Origin of the sequence: Micrococcus endophyticus, from assembly GCF_014205115.1 — a bacterium.
Classification (GTDB): domain Bacteria; phylum Actinomycetota; class Actinomycetes; order Actinomycetales; family Micrococcaceae; genus Micrococcus; species Micrococcus endophyticus.
Map to the genome: position 1 here is coordinate 2,518,261 of NZ_JACHMW010000001.1, position 22,468 is coordinate 2,540,728.

A 22,468-nucleotide genomic window follows, 5' to 3' on the forward strand; every position below is an offset into this window, starting at 1 on the left:
AGCGGTCCGGCCGCCGTCGGCGTCTCCCCGAAGAAGGTCCCCCGTGCCCCACAGCAGCACCGCCCCGCGCCGCGGGCGTCCCGGCTACGACCGGCAGACGCTCCTGACGGTGTGCGTGGACGTGTTCAACCGGCACGGCTACGAGGCCACGTCCATGGGGATGCTGGCCCAGCACCTGGGCATCTCCAAGTCCGCGATCTACCACCACGTGGAGTCCAAGGAGGCGATCCTCGAGCAGGCGCTCGACGACGCCCTGGATGCCCTCGAGGCCTCCCTCGACGGCGTGATGGCCGACTTCGCCGGCCCCGGCGAGCAGGTCGAGGCGGCGGTGCGCGGCACCCTGCGCGTGCTCGTGGAGAAGATGCCCGAGGTCACCCTCCTGCTGCGCCTGCGCGGCAACTCGGCGGTGGAGCTGGCCGCCATGGAGCGCCGCCGCGCCATCACCCGGCGCCTGGGCGAGATGATCGCCGCCGCCCAGGAGGCCGGCGCCGTCCGCGGGGACATCACCCCCCGGAACCTCGCCCGCCTCGCGCTGGGCATGATCAACTCGATCGTCGACTGGTACCGGCCCGAGTCGGACTCCCCGGGCCACAAGTCGGTCACCGAGATGGTCGACGCCGTGACCCGCGTCGTGCTCGGGGGTCTGCGGGGCTGACCCGCCGCCCCGCTCCGACCTCCGCCCCCGCACCCACCGCTTTCGTGTGGGAAACGGGAGCCTACGGGACGTTTTCGTGCGGGGAACGGGAGCCTGCGGGGCGCCCTCAGCCCTCCAGCGCCGCCTCCAGGTCCTCCACGAGGGCCACTGCGCGCTCCTCGGCGCCCTCGGGCACGCCGGCGCCGTCCTCGCCCTGGGAGACCGCGTACACCCGGTCTCCGACCTGGACCACCGTGGACACCGCGTAGATGATGCTGCCCGACACGGGCACGACCGTGAACGAGGTCTCGCCCGGCGCGCCCGTCAGCGGCTCGACCGAGGAGACCCCCATCGAGGACATCTCCTGGCCCTCGCACGCCTCCGCCGCGTCACGGGCGGCCTCGGCCACCGACCGGGCCGTGGCCTCATCCGGGTAGACGGCCACCTGGACGCCGAGGGGCTCGACCTGGAGCCCCGGCCGGCCCGAGGCGGCGGTGCCGTCCGTGGACCCGCCCGTCGTGGACGCCGTCTGCGGCTGCGCGTACCAGGCGGCCTGGGCGGCGCCGGACGCCTGGTCCGCCTCCCGGGCGGCGCGCGTGGCGTCCACGCAGGCCCGCCGGCCGGCGTCGTCCCCGGCGTCTTCCGCCAGGGCGTCGACAATCGCCGCGTCCTCCTCCAGGGCGGCCTTGCGCTCCAGCGGGGAGGAGAACGTCTGGCCCAGCTCGGCCGCGGGCCCGGCGGCATCCTGCACCACCGCGCGCAGCCGCGTGGCGGACTCCCCGGAGAGCTCCTCGGGCAGGTCCAGGGACAGGGCGGTCGCGGTGGGCGTGCTCGACGCGGAGGCGCTGGCCGCAGGTGACGTGGACGCGGACGAGGCCGCCGTCGTCGTGGACGACGCCGACGAGGGGGCGGGGGAGGGGGCGGGGGAGGAGGGCTCTGCGCCGCCGCTCGCGCACCCGGCGAGGGTGAGCGCGCCCACGGCGAGGACGCCGAGCAGGGAGAGTCGGGGGGTCGTCATGGCCCGACTCTACGTGCGCTGTGACGGACGCCACAAGCAAGCGGCGGGGGCATGCGTCGGGGCCGCCCGATGCGGGGTGCGCACCGGACGGCCCCGGAACCGTCGGCGGAGGAGGTCAGCCGAGCGGGGTGTCCTTGTCGCCCAGGTTCCAGTCCTCCACCGGGCCGAGGTTCTCCCCGTCCGGCCCGTAGCGGTAGAAGCCCTGGCCGTCGGCCACACCGCTGTGGCCCTCGGCGATGCTCTTCTCGAGCAGCTCAGCGAAGCCGCGCTGCCAGTCGACGCCCGTGTTGCGGGAGACGTTGGCGGCCACGTGGAAGCCCACGACGTCGTAGGTCTGGAACGGGCCGCGCTCGTTGCCGGTGGCCACGCGCCAGGTGCGGTCGATGTCCGCCGGGTTGCCCACTCCGTGCATGTACAGCTTGGAGCCGGCCTGCAGCCACGGGATGAGCAGGGAGTTGAGGAAGTAGCCCGGGATCTCCTTGCGCACGTGCACGGGGACCATGCCGGTCTCCTCGGCGAACTGCAGGGCACCCGCGACGGCCTCCGGCGAGGACGCGGCGGTGCCCATGACCTCGGCGGTGTTCTGCGCCCAGATGCGGTTGGCGTAGTGCAGGGCCAGGAAGCGCTCCGGATGGCCGCTGGCGTCGGCGAAGTCCGAGGGCAGCAGGGAGGAGGTGTTCGTGGCGAACAGGGTCGTGGCGGGGGCGAGCTCGCCCACCTGGGCCCACACCTTGCGCTTGAGCTCCAGGTTCTCCGGGACGGCCTCGATCACGATGTCCGCATCCGCCAGGGCCTCGCCGAGGTCCGAGGTCGGCGTGATGCGGGCGATGGCGTCGTCGAAGCGCTGCGGGTCGTAGCCCTCCCCGAGGTCTGCTTCGTAGCCCTGGCGGATCCACGCCCAGCGGCGCTCGATCCCCTCGAGGGCGGCGGGGACGGCGTCGTAGGCCATCACCTTCTTGCCGTGGTACGCCGCCTGCATGATGATCTGCGAACCCAGCACACCGGTGCCCAGCACGGTGACCTGATCGAAATGGGTGAACTCGGACATGTGTGTCGACCTTCTTCTCTCGCGGTCCGAATGGGACGCCCAGGTGAACGTCCCGGGCACGCTCCTTGTTCCCGGGGACGACGACGGGCCGCCCGGTGCGCGGGGGCGCACGGGACGGCCCGTCGGGGCGGGGAGGCTCAGCCCTGGGAGGTCTCGGACGGGGCCATCGGCCAGGTCTTGGCCACGAGCGTCAGCACGTCGTACTGCGCCACCAGCTCGTCGTTCTGGTTGTGCAGCCGGCAGTCCCACGCCACCTCGCCGTACTCGTCCGTCACACGCGGGGTGATCTTCTTCGCGGTGAGGGTGACGCGGATGGAGTCGTCGTAGGTCACAGGCGTGACGAACCGCAGGCTCTCCAGGCCGTAGTTGGCCAGCACCGGGCCCGGATCCGGGGCCACGAACAGGCCGGCGGCCCAGGAGACGAGCAGGTAGCCGTGGGCCACGCGGCGCGGGAAGAACGGGTTGGCCATGGCGGCCTCCTCGTCCGTGTGCGCGTAGAACTTGTCCCCGGTCTCCTCGGCGAAGTCCGTGATGTCCTGCAGGGTGACGGTACGCAGGCCGGAGGCGAACTGGTCGCCGATCCGCAGCTCCTCGAGGGACTTGTAGAACGGGTGCTTCGCCTTGCCGGCGTCCACGTCCTCGCGGGTCACGGTCTGCGCCGCGGCGCCCTGGTGCCACACGCCGGTCACGGCGGTGAGGATGTCCGGGGAGCCCTGGATGGCGGTGCGCTGCATGTAGTGCTTCACGGCGCGGACGCCGCCGAGCTCCTCGCCGCCGCCGGCGCGGCCGGGGCCGCCGTGCACCAGCACCGGCACGGGGGCGCCGTGGCCGGTGGTGGTCTTGGCGGTCTGGCGGTTCAGGAAGTGCACGCGGCCGTGGTGGGCGCCGATGCCGGCGGCGAACGCGCGGGCGGTCTCGCCGTCGTTGGTGGCCACCGTGGCCACGAGCGAGCCGGAGCCCAGCGCGGCCAGGGCGACGGCGTCCTCGACGTCCGTGTAGCCGACCACCGAGGTGACCGGGCCGAAGGCCTCCACGGCGTGCACCTCGGGGGTGCGGGCGTCGTCGAAGGAGAGCACGGTGGGGGCGAAGAACGCGCCGGACTCGGCGTCGGCGTCGCCGGTGGAGGCGTCCGGGCCGCCCAGGCGGACCTGGCCGCCGGCGTCGACGAGGCGCTGGACCGCGCCGCGGACCTCGCCCTGCTGCTCCTTGGAGGCCAGGGCGCCCATGGTGGTGCCCTCGACGCGCGGGTCGCCCAGGACGACCTTGCCCAGGCGGGCGGACAGCGCCTCCACGACGGCGTCCACGCGGTCCTGCGGGACGATCACGCGGCGGATGGCGGTGCACTTCTGGCCGGCCTTGACGGTCATCTCCTGGAAGACGACCTTCACGAACGCCTCGAACTCCGGGGACTCGGGGTCCGCGTCCGGGCCGAGGATGGCGGCGTTGAGGGAGTCGGTCTCCGCGGTGAAGCGGACGCCGCCCTCCTGCACGTTCGGGTGCTTGCGCAGGGTCTGCGCGGTGGCGGCCGAGCCGGTGAAGGAGACGTGGTCGCGGTAGTCCAGGTGGTCCAGCAGGTCGCGGGCCGAGCCGGAGATCAGCTGCAGCGAGCCCTCGGGCAGCACGCCCGACTCGAGCATCAGCTCCACGCACTTCTGGGTGACGTAGCCGGTGGGGGTCGCCGGCTTCACCACGGTGGGCACGCCCGCCACGAAGGACGGGGCGAACTTTTCGAGCATGCCCCACACCGGGAAGTTGAACGCGTTGATCTGCACGGCCACGCCGGGGATGCGCTGGTAGATGTGCTCGCCGATGAAGGAGCCGTCGCGGGAGAGGGGCTCCACGGGGCCGTCGGTGATGACGTTGGAGTTCGGCAGCTCGCGGCGGCCCTTGCCGGAGAAGGTGAAGAGGGTGCCGATGCCGCCGTCCACGTCGAACGCGTGGTCGCGCTGGGTGGCGCCGGTGGCGAAGGAGACGTCGTAGAGCTCCTGGATCCGGGAGTTCAGGTAGAGCGCCAGCTCCTTGAGCTTGAGGGCGCGCTCGTGGATGGTCAGCTCGCCGAGGGCCTTCTGGCCGACGGTGCGGGCGTGCTCGATGGCCGCGGCGGTGTCGAGGCCGTCGGTGGAGACGCCGGTGAGACGCTCGCCGGTGTTGGCGTCCGTCACCTCGGTGACCTTGGACGGGTTCTGGGGCGTCCACCAGGCGCCGTTGACGTAGCTGGGGAGGATCTCCGGGAGGGAGGGGAGGGTGACGGTCACGGGTGCTCCTGGTCTCGGGGGCTCGGACGAGTCCCGACCGATCGGTCGGTTATTGATGCTCACCCTAGCCGAGACGCGCGTCACGCGGGAGGGGCGGTCCACGTCGTGACGCGGGACGGCGGCTCTCGCGGGAAGCGGGGCTGGGGCTGGGGGCGCGGCGAGCCGGGCCCGGACCGGGGCGAGGCCGGGGCGAGCCGGCCGGGGCCGGGGCCGGGGTGAGGCTGAGGCGAGCCGGGGCTGGGGGCGCGTGCCGCCGTCGTCGTGCCGCGTGCCGCCGTGGTGCCCGCGCGTCCTCAGATCCCTGCTCCTTGCGCCAGGGCTGGCAGACACGCCGGAACGGATCCGGCGTAGCGGCGTGTCTGCCAGCCCTGGCGCGGCGGGCGGGGCGGCTGTCCACAGACCCCGCTTCCCGACGACGGCGGCCCGCCGCCGCCGGGCATGCTCGGCCCATGCCCCGATCGCCCTCGCCCCTGCCGCCGATGCGGTGCGGCCTCGACGAGACCGAACGCGAGCCGACCGTCTTCTCGACGAACGCGGCGCAGGAGGCGGGCGTTCCGCCCGGGCGGCTGCGGCGGTCCGACCTGGAGCCGTGGGGGCGCGGGCTGTGGCGGGTCCGTGACGCCGTCCCCGACGTCATGGACCACCTCCGCGCCCTGCAGGACCTCCACCCGGAGGGCGTGTTCACCCACGTCACGGCGGCAAGGGTGCTCGGGCTGTGGCTCACCGGACCCCTCGCCCGAGACCCCGCGATCCACCTCGGGGCGCCGCGCCACCACGGGACCGGGTCGCGGCGGGAGGGGGTGCGCTCCCACCGGCTCTACGGCGACGTCCCCGTGCGGATCGTGGACGGCGTGCGGGTCACGGCCACGGGGTGGACCTTCGTCGACCTCGCGGCCGCTGCCGCCACGGTGGAGACGCTGGTCGCGCTCGGGGACAGCGCGGTGCGCACGGCCCCCACGGAGCGGCGTCGTCGCGACCTGCCGCCGGGGGTGACGTCCCTCGAGGAGCTGCGCGGCGCCGTCGCCGAGCGACCACGGGTGAAGGGGATCCGGCTCGCGCGCGACGCGGTGGACCTGATGCGGCCCGGGGCGGACTCGCCGCAGGAGAGCCGGCTGCGGGTCGGTCTCGTGCTGGACGGGGTGCCCGAACCGCAGGTGAACCCGCGCATCGTGCTGAGCACGGGGCAGTGGCTGCGCGTCGACCTCGCCTGGCCTGCGGCTCGGCTCGTCGTGGAGTACGACGGCGACCAGCACCGCACGGAGCAGCGGCAGTGGCGGGAGGACCGTTCGCGGGACGCGGGGTTGCGGGCCGACGGGTGGGAGGTGCTGCGCGTGACGGCCGACGTCTTCCGGCCGGCCGAGTGGGAGCTGTTCGTGCGTCGGGTGCGGGCCCGTCTCGGGCGGGACGCCGCGGGTCGAGCCGCCGCGGGGTAATCGGCGGGTCGCCCCGGAGCCGGGAGCCGTCGTCGTGCCGGCGCCCCACCAGGCCGCCCTCCGCCCGCCGTCCCCCCTCCGCCCGCCATCCATTCCTCCCCAGGGCTGGCAGACACGCCGCTACGCGTCCGAGGTAGCGGCGTGTCTGCCGGCCCTGGCGGACGGTGGCTCTGGCGGGGGGTTCCGGGGGACGGCTCTGGCAGCTCAGGGGGCCGGGCGTAGAATCGGGGCAGTCCGCTCGGACGCACCCCCGCACCCCCGCACCCCACCTGGAGAGTCCCGCTTCATGCTCCGCACCATGTTCCACGCCAAGATCCACCGGGCCACCGTGACCCAGGCGGACCTGCACTACGTGGGGTCCGTGACCGTGGACCAGGACCTCCTCGACGCCGCGCAGATCCTCCCGGGCGAGCTCGTGTCCATCGTGGACGTCACCAACGGCGCCCGCCTGGAGACGTACACGATCGCCGGCGAGCGCGGCTCGGGCGTGATCGGCATCAACGGCGCCGCCGCCCACCTGGTGCACCCCGGGGACATCGTCATCCTCATCGCCTACGCGCAGATGGACGAGGAGGAGGCCCGCCACATCCAGCCCCGCGTGGTCCACGTGGACGGGGAGAACAAGATCGTCGAGCTGGGCGTGGACCCGGCCGACGGCCTCCTCGACGGCGTCTCCCGCCCGCCGCAGTCCCGCGGCTGGAACGAGGCGCAGTCCGAGCTCTGAGGGGCGTCCTGCCCGGCTGATGCCCCGTCCGGCCGATCCCCGTCCGGCGGACGCCCTCCCGCACGACGACGGCGCGCTCGGCTCCGCCTTCCGGCGCGGCGCCTCGCCCGGCGGCCGACGGCGGTCCCTCCCGCCCGGCTCAGGCAAGCCTGGCCGTCGTGGAATCCGCCGCGCCCTGAGCGGCAGGATGGGGGCATGACCAGGCTGTTCCGCTTCGCGAGGTCCTACCCGCTCGTCGCCGTCACGCTCGTCGTGCTCGCACTGGTGCTCGGGCTGCACGCGGCCGGCCTCGACGCCGCGGCGGCCGTCATCGCCACCGTGTACGTGGCCGGGAACATCGCATGGGCCGCCGTCGGGATGGTGCGCGAGGTGCTGCGTGGTCACTTCGGACTGGACATCCTCGCGGTGGTGGCCATGACGGCGTCCCTGCTGGTGGGGGAGCATCTGGCCGCGCTCATCATCGTCCTGATGCTCACGGGCGGCGAGGCCCTGGAGGACTTCGCGGCGGCCCGCGCCCGCCGCGAGCTCACCGCGCTGCTGGAGAAGGCGCCGCAGACCGCCCACCTGCTCGGCGCGGACGGGGAGGCCCGCGAGGTCCCGGCCGCGCAGGTGCGCCCCGGGGACGAGCTGCTCGTCAAGCCCAACGAGGTGGTCCCCGTGGACGCCGAGCTGCTCAGCGCCGAGGCCGCCTTCGACGAGTCCTCGCTCACCGGCGAGTCCCTCCCGAGCGCGAAGGCCGCGGGCGACGCGGTGCTCTCCGGGTCCGTGAACGGCACGGCCGCCGTGCGCGTGCGGGCCACGGCGGCCGCCGCCGACTCCCAGTACCAGCGGATCGTGGCGCTCGTGGAGCAGGCCCACGAGCAGAAGGCCCCGGTGGTGCGCCTCGCGGACCGGTTCGCACTGCCGTTCACGGCCGTCTCCCTGGCCATCGCCGGCGTCGCCTGGTGGGCCTCCGGGGACCCCGTGCGCTTCGCCGAGGTGCTCGTGCTCGCCACGCCGTGCCCGCTGCTGATCGCCGCCCCGGTGGCGTTCCTGGGCGGCATGAGCCAGGCCTCGCGCCGCGGCGTGATCGTCAAGGGCGGCGGCGTCCTGGAGTCCCTGGCGCACGCCCGCGCCGTCGCCTTCGACAAGACCGGCACCCTCACCCATGGCCGCCCGCGCCTGCAGCGCGTGGAGCCGGCCGAGGGCTTCACCGCGGACGCCGTGCTCGCGGCCGCGGCGGCGGCCGAGGCCTACTCCACGCACGTGATGGCCGAGGCGGTGGTCCGCGCCGCCGACGACGCCGGCCTCGCCCGCCTGTCCGCGCGTGGGGGCACGGAGGAGGGCACGCGCGGCGTGCGGGCGCTCGTCCGGGGGACCGACGGCGGCGCCGGCGCCGGGACCGGCACCGACACGCACGAGCCGGGGGCTGCCGTCGAGGTGCGCGTGGGCAAGCTCGCGTTCGTCCGCGAGGTGGCCCCGGACGCCCCCGAGGCGCGGTTCGCGCCGGGCGAGACGGCGGCGTACGTGAGCGTGGACGGCCGCCACGCGGGCACGCTCGTGCTCGCGGACGCCCTGCGCGAGAACGCGGGCGAGACCGTGGCCGCCCTGCGCGCGGAGGGCTTCGAGCGCGCCGTCATGCTCACCGGCGACAACGAGCACACGGCCCGCTCCCTGGCCGCCGAGGCCGGCCTGGACGACGTCGCGCACTCCCTCCTGCCCGAGGACAAGGTGCGCCTGCTCGCGGAGCTGCGGCCGCGGCCGGTCATCATGGTCGGCGACGGCGTCAACGACGCCCCCGTGCTCGCCGCGGCGGACGTGGGGATCGCCATGGGCGCGCGCGGCTCGAGCGCGGCGGGGGAGTCCGCCGACGTCGTCATCACCCGGGACGACATCGGCCGCACCGTGGAGGCCGTGCGCATCGGCCGGCACACCTACCGCATTGCGCTGCAGGCCGTGCTGCTGGGCGTGGCCCTGTCCGTGGGCCTGATGCTGGTGGCCGCGTTCGGCCACATCCCCGCGGTCGCGGGCGCCCTCACGCAGGAGCTCGTGGACCTGGCCTGCATCCTCTACGCGCTCCGGGCGCGCACGAGCCCGCGCGGCACGCCGCAGGGCGCGGCCGCACGGGCTCGGGGGCGTGCGCCGCAGGAGGCGGCGCGGGCCTGACCGGTGGCGGCCCGGCCGGGCGGGGCCGGTGGGTCGGTGTCGGTCAGACGCGGCCGATCAGACCCGGCCGGTCAGACGGCCGCGATGCGGCGCGCCGCGATGATCAGCTGCTCCATGAGGCCGGTGAACTCCTCGGCGCGGCGCTCGCGCGGGGCCAGGCCGTCCGCGTCGAACTCGGTGAAGAGGTTGAAGTCCAGCTGCGTGCGGATGTCGGTCATGTTGAAGTTGGCCACCGCCGAGCGCCAGTGCTCCACGGCGCGCACGCCGCCGGCCGCCCCGTAGCCCACGAACGCGACGGCCTTGTCCCGCCACTCCGCCCCGAGGGAGTCGAAGGCGTTCTTGAAGGCGCCGGGCACCGAGTGGTTGTACTCGGGGGTGACGAACACGAAGGCGTCGCACGCGGCGATCGCGCGGCCCCAGGCGGAGACGCGCTCGTCGTCGTACTGGCCGTTCGCGGCGCCGGGGACGGTCGCGCTGGTCAGCAGCGGCACGTCGAAGTCGGCGAGGACGATGCGCTCGACCTCCACGTCCTCGATGCCGGCCACGTGCTCCTGCGCGCGCTCCATCACCCAGTCGGTGACGGTGGCGGCGGTGCGCCCCTCGCGGATGGACCCCTCGATCACGCCGATCTTCATGCCTGAATTCCCTTCAGTCTTGAAATGTTCTCGGGCGCGATTGTGCCAGCACCGACGGTCCGGTCGAGACCGATGGCTGCCGTTTTCCTAGGATCGTGAGGGCGGCCACGCCCGATTCCGCTCACGGCGGCACGGCCGCCCGGGCCGCGCCGCGCCTCGGCGCGCATCCCGACGTGGACCGTCCCCGAAGAGAAGGAGCACGCCCATGCAGGCCCAGGACAAGACCTTCGTCGTCACCGGCGCCGGCCACGGGATCGGCCGCGAGGTCCCCCTCGAGCTGCCGCCGGCCGAGGCCGCGCGGATCATCGTGGACAAGGCCGTGGAGAAGGGGGACTACCGCGTGACCGTGGGCAAGGACGCCACGTTCCTGGACCGGCTCTCCCGCTTCGCCCCGCAGCGGGCCACGGACATGATCGCCAAGAAGATGGCGAGCCTGCTGGGCTGATGCCGGAGCGTGCGGCGGGCTGGGAGAACGGGCCGTTCGAGCCGGTCTCGGCGTGCGGGCGCGTGCTCGTGGCCCGCTGCGAGCCCGAGGGCGTGAACGTCGGGCTCGTGGTGGGCCGGGAGCGGGCGCTGCTCGTGGACGTCGGCACGTTCCCGGCGCAGGGGGCGGCGCTGCGCGCGGCGGCCGACGACGTCGCGGGGCGGCTGACCGGGGTACGCGTGGGCGTCGCGGTGCTCACCCACGACCACTACGACCACTGGTTCGGCCTCGCCGGCCTGCCCGACCTCGAGGCGTGGGCGCACGCCGGGCTGGGGGAGCCCGCCGGGTCCTCGGCGGACTGGCTGCCCCGGGTGGGGCTCGCCGCGGCGCCGCGGCCGTCCCGGCGGATCGACGACGGCGGGCGGCAGGTCCTCGACCTCGGCGGGCTGAGCGCGGTGGTGGAGCACCACGGCCGCGCCCACACGCGCACGGACCTCACGGTGCTCGTGCCCGAGGCCGGCGTGCTCTTCGCCGGGGACCTCGTGGAGGAGTCCGGGCCGCCGCAGCACGGCCCGGAGTCGGACCTGGCGAGGTGGCCGGGCGTGCTCGACGCGGTGCTTCAGCGCCTCGAGACCCCGGCCGCGCCCTCTTCACAGAACGAACCCTGCGGTATGGCCCCTACGACCGGGGAGATAGGGGCCATACCGCAGGGTTCGTTCCACGGTGAGGTGCGGGTGGTGCCGGGGCACGGCGCCGTGGTGGACGCCGCGTTCGTGCGGGCGCAGCGGGAGGCGCTGGCCGCCGCGCCGCCCGGGTGAGGCCCCGCCGCCTCAGCGGCCGGCCGGGAGGGCCCGGGCGCCCAGGGCGCGCCGCGCCGACCGCATCGCCCACGCGTGGCTGAGCCGCATCGCGGCGCGCGCCCCGGGCAGCCGTGCCGCCGCGCGCAGCCGGCCCGCGCCGAGCACCACCTCCTGCTCCCACGCCACCGTGCAGCCGCCCGTGCCTCCCGCCGGTCCGTCGTCGTCGTGGACCGTCACCCGCACGGTGCCCCTCAGGTCCCCGTCCAGGCGGGCGACCAGGCGCCCGCGCTCGCGGTCGTCCAGCTCCCGGGCCATGACGAGGCGCACCGGGATGAGCCCGCGCAGCAGCACCGCGACGCGCGGGGCGCCGTCGTGGCCGGCCCCGTCGATCCGGCGGGCGCGGGAGACGCTCGGCCACCACGTCGGATAGCCCAGCGGGTCGGCCAGGAGGGCGGCCACCTCGGCCGCGGGCCGCGGCACGGCCCAGCGATGCGTGAACCGGAAGGGCCGGCGGGCGGAGGCGGGCATGCGCCCAGTGTGTCCGGGCCCGGGGGTGCGCGGCGAGGCCGGGACGACGCCCACACGACGACGCCGGCCTCCCGCCGTGGAGGCGAGGGCCGGCGTCGGGAGGCCGCGCGGGGCGCGGGATCAGCCCTTGCTGTAGTCGAAGAAGCCCTTGCCGGACTTCCGGCCGAGCTCGCCGCGGGCCACCATGTCCCGCATGAGCTGCGGCGGGGCGAAGCGCTCACCCAGCTGGGACTCGAGGTACTCGGCGATGCCCAGGCGCACGTCCAGGCCCACGATGTCCGTCAGCGCGAGCGGGCCGACCGGGAACTTGTAGCCCAGCACCATGGCGGCGTCGATGTCCTCGGCGGAGGCCACGCCCTCCTCGACCATGCGGATGGCCTCGAGGGCGATCGCCACGCCCAGGCGGGAGGACGCGAAGCCGGGGGCGTCCTTCACGACGACCGGGGTCTTGCCCAGGCCGCGCACCCACTCGGTGGTGAGGGCCTTGAGCTCGTCGCCGGTCTGGGCGCCGATCACGACCTCCACGAGCTTCGACGCCGGCACCGGGTTGAAGTAGTGCAGGCCGCAGAAGCGCTCGGGGCGGCGAAGGTGCGTGGCGATCTCGTCCACGGACAGGGAGGAGGTGTTCGTGGCCAGCCACGCGTCCTCGCGCAGGTGGGACTCGACGTCGGTGAGGGCGTCGATCTTGACCTGCATGTCCTCGAAGACGGCCTCCACCACGAGGTCGCAGCGGGCGAAGTCGGCGCGGTCCACGGACACGGTCAGGCGCTCGGCCCACACGTCCAGGTCGCCGTCGAGCTTGCCGCGCTCGAGGGAGGCGGCGAGGTCGGACTCGATGCGCTCCTTCGCGGCCTCGGCGGACTGCGGGTCGCGCTCCACCACCACGACCTCGGACGAGCCGGAGGTCAGGAAGGCGTGGGCGATGCCGCCGCCCATGCGGCCGCCGCCGAGGACGCCGACGACGGCGGGCACGGAGGCGCGGGAGGTGTCAGGGGTCTCGGTCATGTCAGTCCTCACTTCTTCTTGCGGTCCAGGAACGCCTGCATGCGATCGAACTTGGCCTCGGACTCGAACAGGATGGCCTGCGCGATCTCGTCCACGTGGGGGTGGGCCTCGCGCGGCAGGTGGAACACGCGCTTGGACAGACGCACCGCCAGCGGGTCCTGCTTGGCGATGCGGTCCGCCAGGGCGTGCGCGGCCTCCTCGAGGGCATCCGGCTCGTGCAGCTCGGTGACGAGCTTGAGGTCGAGCGCCTCCTGGGCGTCCAGGATGCGGCCGGCCAGCAGCAGCTCCAGGGCCACCGGCTCACCCACCAGCTCCTTGAGGCGCCACTGGGCGCCCGCAGCGGCGGTGATGCCCAGGCCGGTCTCCGGCTGGCCCATCTTCAGCGCCGGGGTGGCGATGCGGAAGTCGGCCGCGTAGGCCAGTTCCGCGCCGCCGCCGAGGGCGAAGCCGTCGATCGCCGCGATCACGGGCATGGGCAGCCGGTGGATGCGATCGAAGACCTGCGAGTTCACGCCTCGCAGGGCGTCGTCGCGACGGCGCTCGCGCAGCTGTCCGATGTCTGCGCCGGAGGCGAAGATGCCGGAGAACGTCCCCGGCTCGCGCTTCGACTCCACCTGCGTGCCCGAGATGATCAGGATCTTCGGCTCGCGTTCGAGATGGGCGCAGAGTTCGTGGAACTCGTCGACCATGGTCTGGTCGATGGCGTTGCGCACGCCCGGGCGGTCCATGCGCGCGTGGACGCGGTCCTCACGCTCCTCGACGCGCAGTGCCGTGAAGTGGCTGAAGTCGGTCATCTGCTCAGACCTTCTCGACGAGCATCGCGGAGCCCTGGCCCACACCCACGCACATCGTGGCCAGGCCCCTGTCCGCGCCCTCGCGTTCCATCCGACCGAGCAGCGTGACCACGAGACGGGAGCCCGAGGAGCCCAGCGGATGGCCCAGGGCGATCGCGCCGCCGTCGGCGTTGACGATCTCCGGGTCCAGGCCGAGGCGGCGGATGGTGCCCAGCGACTGGGTGGCGAAGGCCTCGTTGAGCTCGACGGCGCCCAGATCCGCCACGGACCAGCCGGAGCGCTCGAGGGCCTTCTCGGTGGCCGGGACGGGGCCCAGTCCCATGATCTCGGGGGCCAGGCCCGCCGAGGTGGACTCCACGACGCGGGCGCGCGGGGTCAGGCCGTACTTCTGCGCGGCCCGCTCGGAGACGACGAGGATCGCCGAGGCGCCGTCGTTGAGGGAGGAGGAGTTGCCGGCGGTGACCACGCCGTCCTTCTTGATGATCGGGCGCAGGCCGGCGAGCACCTCGGGGGTGGAGCCGGGGCGGGGGCCCTCGTCCGTGTCCACGACCGTCTCGGCGCCCTTGCGGCCCTTGACGGTGACGGGGACGATCTCGTCCGCGAAGCGGCCGGCCTCGATGGCGGCCAGCGCACGCTCGTGCGAGCGGGCGGCGAAGGCGTCGGCGTCCTCGCGGGTGATGCCGTCCACCTCGCCGACCTCCTCGGCGGTCTCCGGCATGGAGAAGGTGAACTTCTCCCCGAACTCGCCGTCCGCGAAGCGCGGGTTCACGAAGCGCCAGCCGATCGCGGTGTCGAAGGCCGCGCCGGGCTTGGCGAACGCCGTGGTCGGCTTCTCCATCACCCAGGGGGCGCGGGACATCGATTCGACGCCTCCGGCCACGACGACGTCGGCCATTCCGGAGCGCACCATCGCGGTGGCGATGCCGATCGCGGACATGCCGGATGCGCAGAGGCGGTTCACGGTGATGCCCGGGACAGTGTCCGGGAAGCCGGCCAGCAGCCAGGCCATGCGGGCGACGTTGCGGTTCTCCTCGCCGGCGCCGTTGGCGTTGCCGAGGATGACATCGTCCACGACCGACGGGTCGATGCCGGCGTCCTCGATCACGGCCTTGATGGTCAGGGCGGCGAGGTCGTCGGGGCGGACGGACGAGAGCGCGCCGCCGTACCGGCCGACGGGGGTGCGCTTGCCGCTGACGAGCAGGGCCTGCGAGGGGGTGCTGGACATGGGTACTCCTTGGTTCGGCAGCGACGGACGACGGCGCGGCGAATTACCGACCGTGCGTTCAGGATTCAGTATCCCGGGCGGGTGTGACGCGGGTCAACCGATGGGCGGGGTGTGACGGGGCGGGGCGGATCGATCACCGGAGCTGGGCGGGGGCCGGATCCGGGGGACAGGGCTGGCGGGATGGGGTTCACTGGGATGAGGCGTGACGGCCGCCACATCCCCGGGCGGCCCGTCGACGCGTCCCTACCCCCACGGAAGGCCTCACCATGACCGAGAACACCGTCCTGACCTGCGCCGAGCTGCTCGCCGCCGTCTCCGCCCCCGAGGGCGCCGGCGTGGAGGTCCGCGACCCCGCCACCGGCGAGGTCGTCGGCCGCGCCCCGCAGAGCACCGCGGAGGACCTGGATGCCGCCGTCGAGCGCGCCCATGCCGCCCAGCGCGACTGGGCGAAGCTGTCCCACGAGGAGCGCTCGGCGCACCTGCACCGCGCCGCGGACGCGATCGAGGCCAACGCCGACGCCCTGGCCGAGCTGCTCTCCCGCGAGCAGGGCAAGCCGGTGAAGAACGGCCCCAACGCGATGTTCGAGGTCGGCGGGTGCGTCGCGTGGACGCGTTCGGCGGCGTCGTTCCCCATGGAGCCCGAGGTGGTGGCGGACGACGAGTCCGGCCGCTCCGAGGTGCACTGGGTGCCGCTGGGCGTCGTCGGCGGCATCGGCCCGTGGAACTGGCCGATGATGATCTCCGTCTGGCAGATCGCCCCGGCCCTGCGGATGGGCAACACCATCGTGCTCAAGCCCTCGGAGTACACGCCGCTGTCTGTGCTGGCACTGGCCCACGTGATGAACACGGCGCTCCCGGCGGACGTGCTGCAGGTGCTGCCGGGCGACGGTGCGCTCGGCCGCGCGTTCACCGCGCACCCGCGCATCGACAAGATCACCTTCACCGGCTCCACCGCCACGGGCAAGGCGATCATGAAGGGCGCCGCGGACGACCTCAAGCGCCTCACCCTCGAGCTCGGTGGCAACGATGCCGGCATCGTCCTGGACGACGCCGACCCGAAGGCGATCGCCGAGGGCCTGTTTTGGGGCGCGTTCATTAACACCGGCCAGACCTGCGCGGCCCTCAAGCGCCTCTACGTGCCGGACGCCCTGTACGACGCGGTGTGCGAGGAGCTCGTGGCCGTGGCGCGGCGGATGCCGATGGGCCCGGGCCTGGAGGAGGAGAACGTCCTCGGCCCGCTGCAGAACCGCGCGCAGTACGAGATCGTGGAGCGCCTCGTGCAGGCGGCGAAGGACGGCGGCGGGCGCGTGCTGCTCGGCGGGGACCCGGATCCGGAGCGCCCCGGGCTCTTCTACCCGACGACGATCGTCGCGGACCTCGACAACGACAACCCGCTCGTGGCCGAGGAGCAGTTCGGCCCGGCGCTGCCGATCGTCCGGTACACGGACCTCGAGCAGGCGATCGAGTGGGCCAACGGCCTCGACGTCGGCCTCGGCGCCTCCGTGTGGAGCGCGGATCCGCAGCGCGCCAAGGAGGTCGCGATGCGCCTCGAGGCCGGCTCGGTGTGGATCAACAAGCACGGCACCATCGACCCGCGCGTGCCGTTCGGCGGGGTCAAGCACTCCGGCATGGGCCGCGAGTTCGGCGTGCTGGGCCTGAAGGAGATGGCCGAGGCCAAGTCCATCAGCGTCTGACGGCGGGGGCGCACGCCCCGACCCGGCACGACGACGGCGCCGCACCCTTCGCGCGAAGGGTGCGGCGCCGTCGTCGAGCAGCCCGCGGCCGCTCAGTCCGCGCTCGGCCGCTCCAGCTCGAACACCTCACCGAGGCCGCCCCACTCCATGCGGCCGAGCCGGGAGACGGGCCCCAGGGCGTCCGGGTCCGGCAGGATGCGGCCGCGGGCGTCCGTGGTGAGCACGTCCGTGTCCACGCTGACGTGCACCACGCGGCCCATCAGCAGGAAGCTGTCGCCCACGGGGTGCACCTCGTGCAGCCGGCACTCGAGCGCGGCGGGGGAGGCCGCGACCCGCGGGGGCGCGACGACGACGCTCGGCTCCGGCGTCAGGGATGCGGCGGCGAACTCGTCCACCTCGGGGGCGAACGGGGCCGAGGTCCGGTTGGCGGCCTCGGCCAGCGCACGCGTCACGAGTGAGACCGTGAACTCGCCGGTGGCCTCGGCGTTGCGCAGGGTGTCCTTGCGGCCGGTGGAGCCGATCAGCACGATCGGCGGCTCGCTCGAGGCCACGGTGAAGAAGGAGTGCGGCGCCAGGTTGGGCACGCCGTCCGCGGAGAGGGTCCCCATCCAGGCGATCGGGCGGGGGATCAGCAGGGACTTCACCAGGAGGGTGGTCTCGCGGTCGCCCAGGGCGGCGGGGTCGAACTCGGTGCGTGCGCTCATGCCCCCAGTCTCCCAGCCCGCGCGCCCCGCGCCGGGCGTCGGGCGCGAGACCGACCCCCGCGGCGCGCCCGCGCCTGGCGCGGACCGGGGCGGGCCTCACATGACCTCGTAGCGGCTGCGCAGCATCAGGTAGACGCCGTAGAGCATCAGCCCGACCGCGAGCACCCCGAGGGCCGCCTCGCCGAAGGGCTGGGCCGCGAGCCCCTGGAGGGCACCGCCGAGGCCCGTGGAGTCCTCGGGGTCCGCGGTCGCCGTCGAGACGAGGAACAGCACGCCCAGCGTGAGCAGCACCAGGCCCTTGGTCGGGTAGCCCACGGTGCCGAGCGCCGTGACGGCGCGGTCCACGCGCGGGTCCGAGGCGCGCCGCAGGTCCTTGCGGAAGCGCCGCGTGACGCCCTTGACCACGTAGTACCCGGCCATGGCCACGAGCCCCGCGCCCGTCAGCAGCAGGACGACGACGTCGGCCGGGTGGCCCATCAGCCGCGCGGTGAGCGAGCTCGTGGAGCCGGCGGAGTCGGAGGTGCCGCCCAGCGCGTAGGTGCCGAAGACCACGGCGAGCGCCGCGAAGACCACGGCCTGCCCGGCGGCCTTGCCGCGGGCCTTCCAGCGGTCCGCGCGGTCGCCGTCGTCGGCGGGCCACACCGCCTGGCCGAGGTTCCACAGCGCGAGGGCGGCGCAGCCGACCAGGCACGCCCAGATCAGCGCGGTGCCCCCGGGCATGCCCGACAGCGTCTGCAGCGCGCCGGTGGTGTCCGTGCTCTCCTGCTCGTCCCCTGCGGCCACGCGCAGGGCCAGCAGGCCGATCAGCAGGTGCAGCACGCCGTTGGCCACGAAGCCCACGCGCGCGGCGCGCTCCAGCCAGGGGTGGTCGGCGGCCTCCTGGGCCGCCTCGGCGACGCCAGAGCCCGGGACGGCCCCTGCATCCGGCCCGGGGCACTTTCGCTCGGGACATCGTCGCTACCATCCCGATTTCCTGGGATGGTAGCGACGATTTCCCGCACGAAAGCAGGGTCCGGGTCCGGGGTGGGGGAGGGGGCGGGGGAGGAAGGCCGGGCACGACGACGGCGCCGCACCCTTCGCGTGAAGGATGCGGCGCCGTCGGGGTGCGGGGCGGGACCGGTCAGGCGACCGGCTCGCGGGTGCCGGTCTCGGCGACGACGACGCCCTCGTCGTGCAGGTTGCGGTCCTGGATGCCCTTGGGGACGAACAGGACGGCGATGAGGGAGACCGCGGAGATGATGATCATGTACCAGGCCACCGGGACCCAGCCGCCGTCGTTGAGCAGCAGGTCGGCGATCAGCGGGGCGAACGCGCCGCCGATGATGGCGCCGATGGCGTAGCCGATGGACACGCCGGAGAAGCGGACGCGGGCCGGGAACATCTCGGCGTACATGGCGGACTGCGGGCCGTAGGACGGGCCGAGGCCGATCGAGAGGATGAACAGGGCGGCCGCGAACATCGGCAGCGAGGCGGTGTTCATCATCTGGAACATCGGGAACGCCCAGGCGATGATGAGCGCGTAGCCCGCCACGAAGGCAGTCTTGCGGCCGATCTTGTCGGAGATCCAGCCGCCGAACAGGGTGAAGATGAACCAGCCGAAGCCGCCCACGAGCGCCGCGATCAGGGTGTCGTTCGGCGCCATGCCCAGGTTCTTCTGGCCGTACTTGGAGAACCAGGCGATCACCAGGTAGCCCACCGCGTTGTTGGCGGCGAAGATCAGGGCCGCGAGGACGACCTCCTTGGTGTGGTTGCGGAAGAGCTCGCCCAGCGGGGCGGACTCGTCCTTCTTCAGCTGCTGCATCTCCTTGAACACCGGGGACTCCTCCACGGCCTTGCGGATGATGTAGCCGATGAAGATGAGGATCACGGAGATCAGGAACGGGATGCGCCAGCCCCAGGCGAGGAACTGCTCGTTGGTCATGGAGGCGCGCACGGCGAAGAGGACGCCGGTGGCCAGCAGCATGCCCAGCGGCACGCCGATCTGCGGGGCGGAGCCGAACAGGCCGCGCTTGCCGCGGGGGGCGTGCTCCACGGAGAGCAGCGCCGCGCCGCCCCACTCGCCGCCGGCCGAGAAGCCCTGCAGCAGGCGGAAGACCACGAGGAGGATCGGGGCCCAGATGCCGATGGAGGCGTAGGTGGGCAGCAGGCCGATGAGCACGGTGGCCGCGCCCATGCCGATCAGGGTCAGGGACAGCACGAGCTTGCGGCCGAAGCGGTCGCCCATGTGGCCGGCCACGATCGCGCCCAGGGGGCGGACGAGGAACGAGATGCCCAGCGAGGCCCACGAGGCGATCTGCGCGCCCTGCTCGCCCATGGGGGCGAAGAACAGGGGCGCGAACACCAGGGCGGCGGCCTGGGCGTAGATGAAGAAGTCGTACCACTCGATGGTGGTGCCGACGAGGGTGCCGGCGAGGACCTTGCGCTCCTCGGCGCGGTCGCGCGTGCGGGCGGGATGCTCGGCGCCGTGCGCGGCTGTGGTGTGGCTCATGGGTGCTCCTGGGGTGCGGGTGGCGAGGGGAAGGGGACGTTCTGCTCGCCGGGGCGGTGCAGCGGGAGTGTCTGGAGTCCGGACCGACCGTTCGGTCGGTTCGTGCTCAGGATCACACTGTAGACGAGATCGTGGGCTCCGTCACACTTTCTCCAGGATGACGCGTTCGTGACGTTCCTCATGCACGATGCGTCTTCCGTGGGGTGGGTCGGCGGGGCCGCCAGCCGGCGCGACGACGGCGCCGCACCCTTCGCGCGAAGGGTGCGGCGCCGTCGCCGCGGTCTGCGCCGTGGCTCACTCTGCCGCGAGCGGCAGGGTCCGCTGCTCGGGAAGGGTGTTCCAGAAGCCGATGTCCGCCGTCTCGATGGATCCGTCCGCGATCGCCTTGGTGGTCGCCTCGAGGGTCACCACCGTCTGCTTGATGAGGTATCCGTTGGAACGCTGGCCGAGCACGTAGCTCTCGTACTCGTGGTCGGACATGCCGCGCATCTCGAACAGAAGCGTCGCGATCCCGTATTCGGCCGCGACGCCGTTCCGTGCGATGGTCTCCGCCGTGCCGCCCACGTATCGGCCCAGGTTGCCCCAGCCGTACTGCTCGACGGCGTCGTAGACGACCGAGCCGAGGCGCTGCGAGTCCTCGACCACGTCCGGTGCCACGTTCGGCGACGTGGGATACAGGATGGAGCCGGAGACCAGCTCGCCGTCAACAGCCGACCGCGTGCCCTGATGGTGCAGATCGATCATGTAGTCGATGTCGTACGCGCCGAGGACGTTCTCATGGAGGGCCCTGGTCTCCGGCTGGGTCTTCGCCACATGGTCTCGATTGAGGTCCACCTCGTTCGCGTTGTAGCGAGTGAGGTTCCGGTCGCCCGAGGCGATGTAGTCCTCCAGGGAGAAGTCCACGTCGCCCATGGCCCCGTCCGGATTGGCCATAGGCACGACGAGCACGTTCACATCGTCGAGCACGGACCGCATCTTGCCGGTGCCGAGGGACTTGATGAAGGCCATCGCACCCTCGGTGGTGAGCTGCTCATTGCCGTGCTGCTGGGTGAGGAAGAGGATCGTCGGGTTCTCGGGATCGGAGATCCACGAGGCCAGGTGGATGTCCCGCCCCTTCACCGACTGACCGATCACGGTCAGCTCCATCGCGTCCTGGCGGGCGTCCTCCTTCTGCAGCTGGGCGACGAGCTCCGCGTGCGTGGTGAGGATCGAGGTGTTCACCGTCGAACGGGGGTTGTGGTTCGGGCCCTTTCCGACGGCGCCGGCGGGGGTGGCCATGGCCGTGCCGCCGAGCGCCAGGCCTGTTGCCAGCGCGAGGGCTGTCAGCCGCCGGCGTACGGAGGGTGCGGGGTGGGGGTGCTCAGCGGACATGCGGCGGTCTCCTCTGTGTCGAGTCCCGGCTCGTCCGCGAAGGGCTGTCCACCGCGGTCTCGCCGGTGCGAATGTCGCGGACGCGGCGTGCGGCGCCCGTTCGACGAGGCTCACGTGGCGAGGGGGTGGGGTCAAGACTTGAGGCGACGCGCGTCACTCCAGTGCACGCAGGTAGCGGCGGGTGATCCGCCGCTGGGCCGCGCGGGCGAGGGGGTCGAGCGCGCGGGACCACCACGTGCCCGGCCGCGAGAACGCGCGGATCCGCAGCACGACCTCGCCGGTGCGCGGCTCCAGCGTGAGCAGGAAGAGCTCCTCGCCGGACTCGGGGTGGCCGGGCAGCGTCCCGTAGGCGAAGCCCGCCCGGTCCGGCTCGGCGACGACGGCGACCACCCGGCACTGCCAGCCGCCCACGAGGCGGCCGAGCAGGCCGCCGCCGGGCACGAGGCCGGGCCCCGGGGCCAGGCGGACCTGCGTGCCGACGTCGAGCGTCGGCGTCGAGGGGTGCACGGCGAAGCCGGCCGCCCGCTGCAGGCGCCAGGCGAGCAGCTGCGCGGCGAGCCGGTCGAAGTCGGCCCTGCCGTGGCCCACGGTGCGGCGCTCGTCGAGGTGCCGGTACCCGGGCGGGAGCTCCCCGAGCGTCGCGCCGACCTCGCCGTAGGTGAGCGCCGGCGCGACGTCCCAGACCCCGCCCACGGCTCAGCCGCGGCCCGTGAACTCCGGGCGACGCTTCTCCTGGAAGGCCTTGAACCCCTCGGCGTAGTCGGCCGTGTTGCAGAGGTCGCCCTGGGCGATGTTCTCGGCGTCCAGGGACTCCCACAGGCCCACGCGCTCGTCACGGATCTGACGGACCAACTCCTTGGAGGCGCGGAACGCCAGGGTGGCGCCCTGCGCGGCCTTCGCGGCCTTGGCGCGGGTGAACTCGAGCAGCTCGTCCGCGGGGACGGAGCGGGAGAACAGGCCCGCGCGCACGGCCTCCTCGCCGGAGATGAGCTCGGCGGTGTAGATCAGGTCCAGGGTGCGGTGGGCGCCCAGGCGCTCGGTGAACAGCCAGTGGCCGCCCGAGTCCAGGGTGGCGCCGAGGTTGGCGAACGGCGAGCCGATCTTGGCGTCCTCGGCCACGTAGACCACGTCAGTGGCGATCGCCAGGCCCAGGCCCACGCCCAGGCAGGCGCCCTGCACGGCGGCGAAGGTGGGCACGCCGATCTCGGACATGGCCCGCAGCACGGGGGTGACCTTGTCCCGCAGGTAGGCGGTGGCGTCGTCCTCGGCCGGGTCGACGGCGGAGATGTCGCGCCCGGCGCAGAAGCCGCGGCCCTCGCCGTGCAGCAGCACTACGCGGACCTCGCCGGACTCGACGCCGGCGGCGGCGCGGCGGTAGGCATCGTGCAGGTCCGCCAGGGCGGCCTCGTCCAGGGAGTTCATCTTCTTCGGGGCGTTCAGGCGCACCTCGGCCACGCCGTCGGCGACCGTCATCTCGATCATGCTCACGTCGGAGTCCTCTCGGGAGGGGAAAGCGGGAGGGGGGATCCGGGCTGGGGGAGGG

Annotated in this window: 21 protein-coding genes; 7 read left to right on the plus strand and 14 right to left on the minus strand. The window is 73.6% G+C overall.

The features are described from left to right. Nucleotides 1-43: 43 nt before the first annotated feature. Complete coding sequence (locus tag HDA33_RS11655) at nt 44-655, plus strand: TetR/AcrR family transcriptional regulator (RefSeq protein ID WP_158493980.1); 612 nt, start codon at nt 44-46, stop codon at nt 653-655. A gap of 106 nt (nt 656-761) precedes the next feature. On the opposite strand, the gene HDA33_RS11660 is transcribed toward HDA33_RS11655, so the two are convergent. The 3 genes from HDA33_RS11660 to paaZ form a co-directional block, all read right to left on the minus strand. Then, nucleotides 762-1,652, minus strand: coding sequence for a hypothetical protein (locus tag HDA33_RS11660; RefSeq protein ID WP_184173397.1), 891 nt, complete (start codon nt 1,650-1,652; stop codon nt 762-764). Nucleotides 1,653-1,767: 115 nt separating this feature from the next. After that, nucleotides 1,768-2,700 (minus strand): 3-hydroxyacyl-CoA dehydrogenase, encoded by a 933-nt coding sequence (locus HDA33_RS11665; RefSeq protein WP_184173399.1) that lies wholly within the window; start codon nt 2,698-2,700, stop codon nt 1,768-1,770. Between the two features lie 137 nt (nt 2,701-2,837). After that, nucleotides 2,838-4,955: a phenylacetic acid degradation bifunctional protein PaaZ gene (paaZ, locus tag HDA33_RS11670; protein ID WP_184173401.1), complete on the minus strand. Its 2,118-nt coding sequence runs from the start codon at nt 4,953-4,955 to the stop codon at nt 2,838-2,840. 449 nt (nt 4,956-5,404) lie between these two features. On the opposite strand from paaZ, the gene HDA33_RS11675 reads away from it, so the two are divergent. From HDA33_RS11675 to HDA33_RS11685, 3 genes are all read left to right on the plus strand, one after another. Continuing rightward, the gene (locus HDA33_RS11675; RefSeq protein ID WP_184173403.1) at nt 5,405-6,388 is read left to right on the plus strand and encodes an endonuclease domain-containing protein; all 984 of its coding nucleotides are present in this window, start codon (nt 5,405-5,407) and stop codon (nt 6,386-6,388) included. 286 nt (nt 6,389-6,674) lie between these two features. Beyond that, entirely contained in the window at nt 6,675-7,112 is a 438-nt protein-coding gene (gene panD / locus HDA33_RS11680) for an aspartate 1-decarboxylase (RefSeq protein ID WP_184173405.1), read from the plus strand. 195 nt (nt 7,113-7,307) lie between these two features. After that, nucleotides 7,308-9,257 carry a heavy metal translocating P-type ATPase gene (locus HDA33_RS11685; protein WP_184173407.1) on the plus strand — a complete coding sequence of 650 codons (1,950 nt, stop codon included), beginning with the start codon at nt 7,308-7,310 and terminating at the stop codon, nt 9,255-9,257. Between the two features lie 71 nt (nt 9,258-9,328). Here the strand turns inward: HDA33_RS11685 and HDA33_RS11690 are convergent, their stop codons facing one another. After that, nucleotides 9,329-9,892 carry an NADPH-dependent FMN reductase gene (locus HDA33_RS11690; RefSeq protein ID WP_184173409.1) on the minus strand — a complete coding sequence of 188 codons (564 nt, stop codon included), beginning with the start codon at nt 9,890-9,892 and terminating at the stop codon, nt 9,329-9,331. A 205-nt stretch (nt 9,893-10,097) separates the two neighbouring features. Here HDA33_RS11690 and HDA33_RS11695 point away from each other — a divergent pair, with 205 nt between their 5' ends. Both HDA33_RS11695 and HDA33_RS11700 read left to right on the plus strand, forming a co-directional pair. Continuing rightward, the gene (locus HDA33_RS11695; protein WP_184173412.1) at nt 10,098-10,337 is read left to right on the plus strand and encodes a hypothetical protein; all 240 of its coding nucleotides are present in this window, start codon (nt 10,098-10,100) and stop codon (nt 10,335-10,337) included. Beyond that, nucleotides 10,337-11,134, plus strand: a complete 798-nt coding sequence (locus HDA33_RS11700; RefSeq protein WP_184173951.1) for an MBL fold metallo-hydrolase — start codon at nt 10,337-10,339, stop codon at nt 11,132-11,134. The genes HDA33_RS11695 and HDA33_RS11700 overlap by 1 nt, the downstream gene beginning before the upstream one ends. Nucleotides 11,135-11,146: 12 nt before the next feature. On the opposite strand, the gene HDA33_RS11705 is transcribed toward HDA33_RS11700, so the two are convergent. The 4 genes from HDA33_RS11705 to HDA33_RS11720 form a co-directional block, all read right to left on the minus strand. Beyond that, nucleotides 11,147-11,644, minus strand: a complete 498-nt coding sequence (locus tag HDA33_RS11705; RefSeq protein ID WP_184173414.1) for an SRPBCC family protein — start codon at nt 11,642-11,644, stop codon at nt 11,147-11,149. Nucleotides 11,645-11,764: 120 nt separating this feature from the next. Beyond that, on the minus strand, nt 11,765-12,649 hold the full coding sequence (locus HDA33_RS11710) for a 3-hydroxyacyl-CoA dehydrogenase family protein (RefSeq protein WP_184173416.1): 885 nt from the start codon (nt 12,647-12,649) through the stop codon (nt 11,765-11,767). Nucleotides 12,650-12,657: 8 nt separating this feature from the next. Further along, a complete protein-coding gene (locus tag HDA33_RS11715; protein ID WP_184173417.1) occupies nt 12,658-13,443 on the minus strand; it encodes an enoyl-CoA hydratase/isomerase family protein in 786 nt (261 codons plus the stop codon). Nucleotides 13,444-13,447: 4 nt separating this feature from the next. Continuing rightward, nucleotides 13,448-14,668 carry a thiolase family protein gene (locus tag HDA33_RS11720; RefSeq protein ID WP_184173419.1) on the minus strand — a complete coding sequence of 407 codons (1,221 nt, stop codon included), beginning with the start codon at nt 14,666-14,668 and terminating at the stop codon, nt 13,448-13,450. 266 nt (nt 14,669-14,934) lie between these two features. On the opposite strand from HDA33_RS11720, the gene HDA33_RS11725 reads away from it, so the two are divergent. Continuing rightward, complete coding sequence (locus HDA33_RS11725) at nt 14,935-16,362, plus strand: aldehyde dehydrogenase family protein (protein ID WP_184173421.1); 1,428 nt, start codon at nt 14,935-14,937, stop codon at nt 16,360-16,362. Between the two features lie 92 nt (nt 16,363-16,454). On the opposite strand, the gene HDA33_RS11730 is transcribed toward HDA33_RS11725, so the two are convergent. The 6 genes from HDA33_RS11730 to HDA33_RS11755 form a co-directional block, all read right to left on the minus strand. Continuing rightward, the gene (locus HDA33_RS11730) at nt 16,455-17,066 is read right to left on the minus strand and encodes a flavin reductase family protein (protein ID WP_184173423.1); all 612 of its coding nucleotides are present in this window, start codon (nt 17,064-17,066) and stop codon (nt 16,455-16,457) included. Nucleotides 17,067-17,162: 96 nt separating this feature from the next. Further along, nucleotides 17,163-17,906, minus strand: coding sequence for a DUF1206 domain-containing protein (locus HDA33_RS11735; protein WP_184173425.1), 744 nt, complete (start codon nt 17,904-17,906; stop codon nt 17,163-17,165). Nucleotides 17,907-18,186: 280 nt separating this feature from the next. After that, a complete protein-coding gene (locus HDA33_RS11740) occupies nt 18,187-19,554 on the minus strand; it encodes an MFS transporter (protein ID WP_184173427.1) in 1,368 nt (455 codons plus the stop codon). Nucleotides 19,555-19,848: 294 nt separating this feature from the next. Then, complete coding sequence (locus HDA33_RS11745; RefSeq protein ID WP_420826922.1) at nt 19,849-20,925, minus strand: M14 family zinc carboxypeptidase; 1,077 nt, start codon at nt 20,923-20,925, stop codon at nt 19,849-19,851. 153 nt (nt 20,926-21,078) lie between these two features. After that, nucleotides 21,079-21,618, minus strand: coding sequence for a DUF1990 family protein (locus HDA33_RS11750; protein WP_184173429.1), 540 nt, complete (start codon nt 21,616-21,618; stop codon nt 21,079-21,081). A 3-nt stretch (nt 21,619-21,621) separates the two neighbouring features. Next, a complete protein-coding gene (locus HDA33_RS11755; RefSeq protein ID WP_184173955.1) occupies nt 21,622-22,407 on the minus strand; it encodes an enoyl-CoA hydratase/isomerase family protein in 786 nt (261 codons plus the stop codon). Nucleotides 22,408-22,468: the final 61 nt, after the last annotated feature.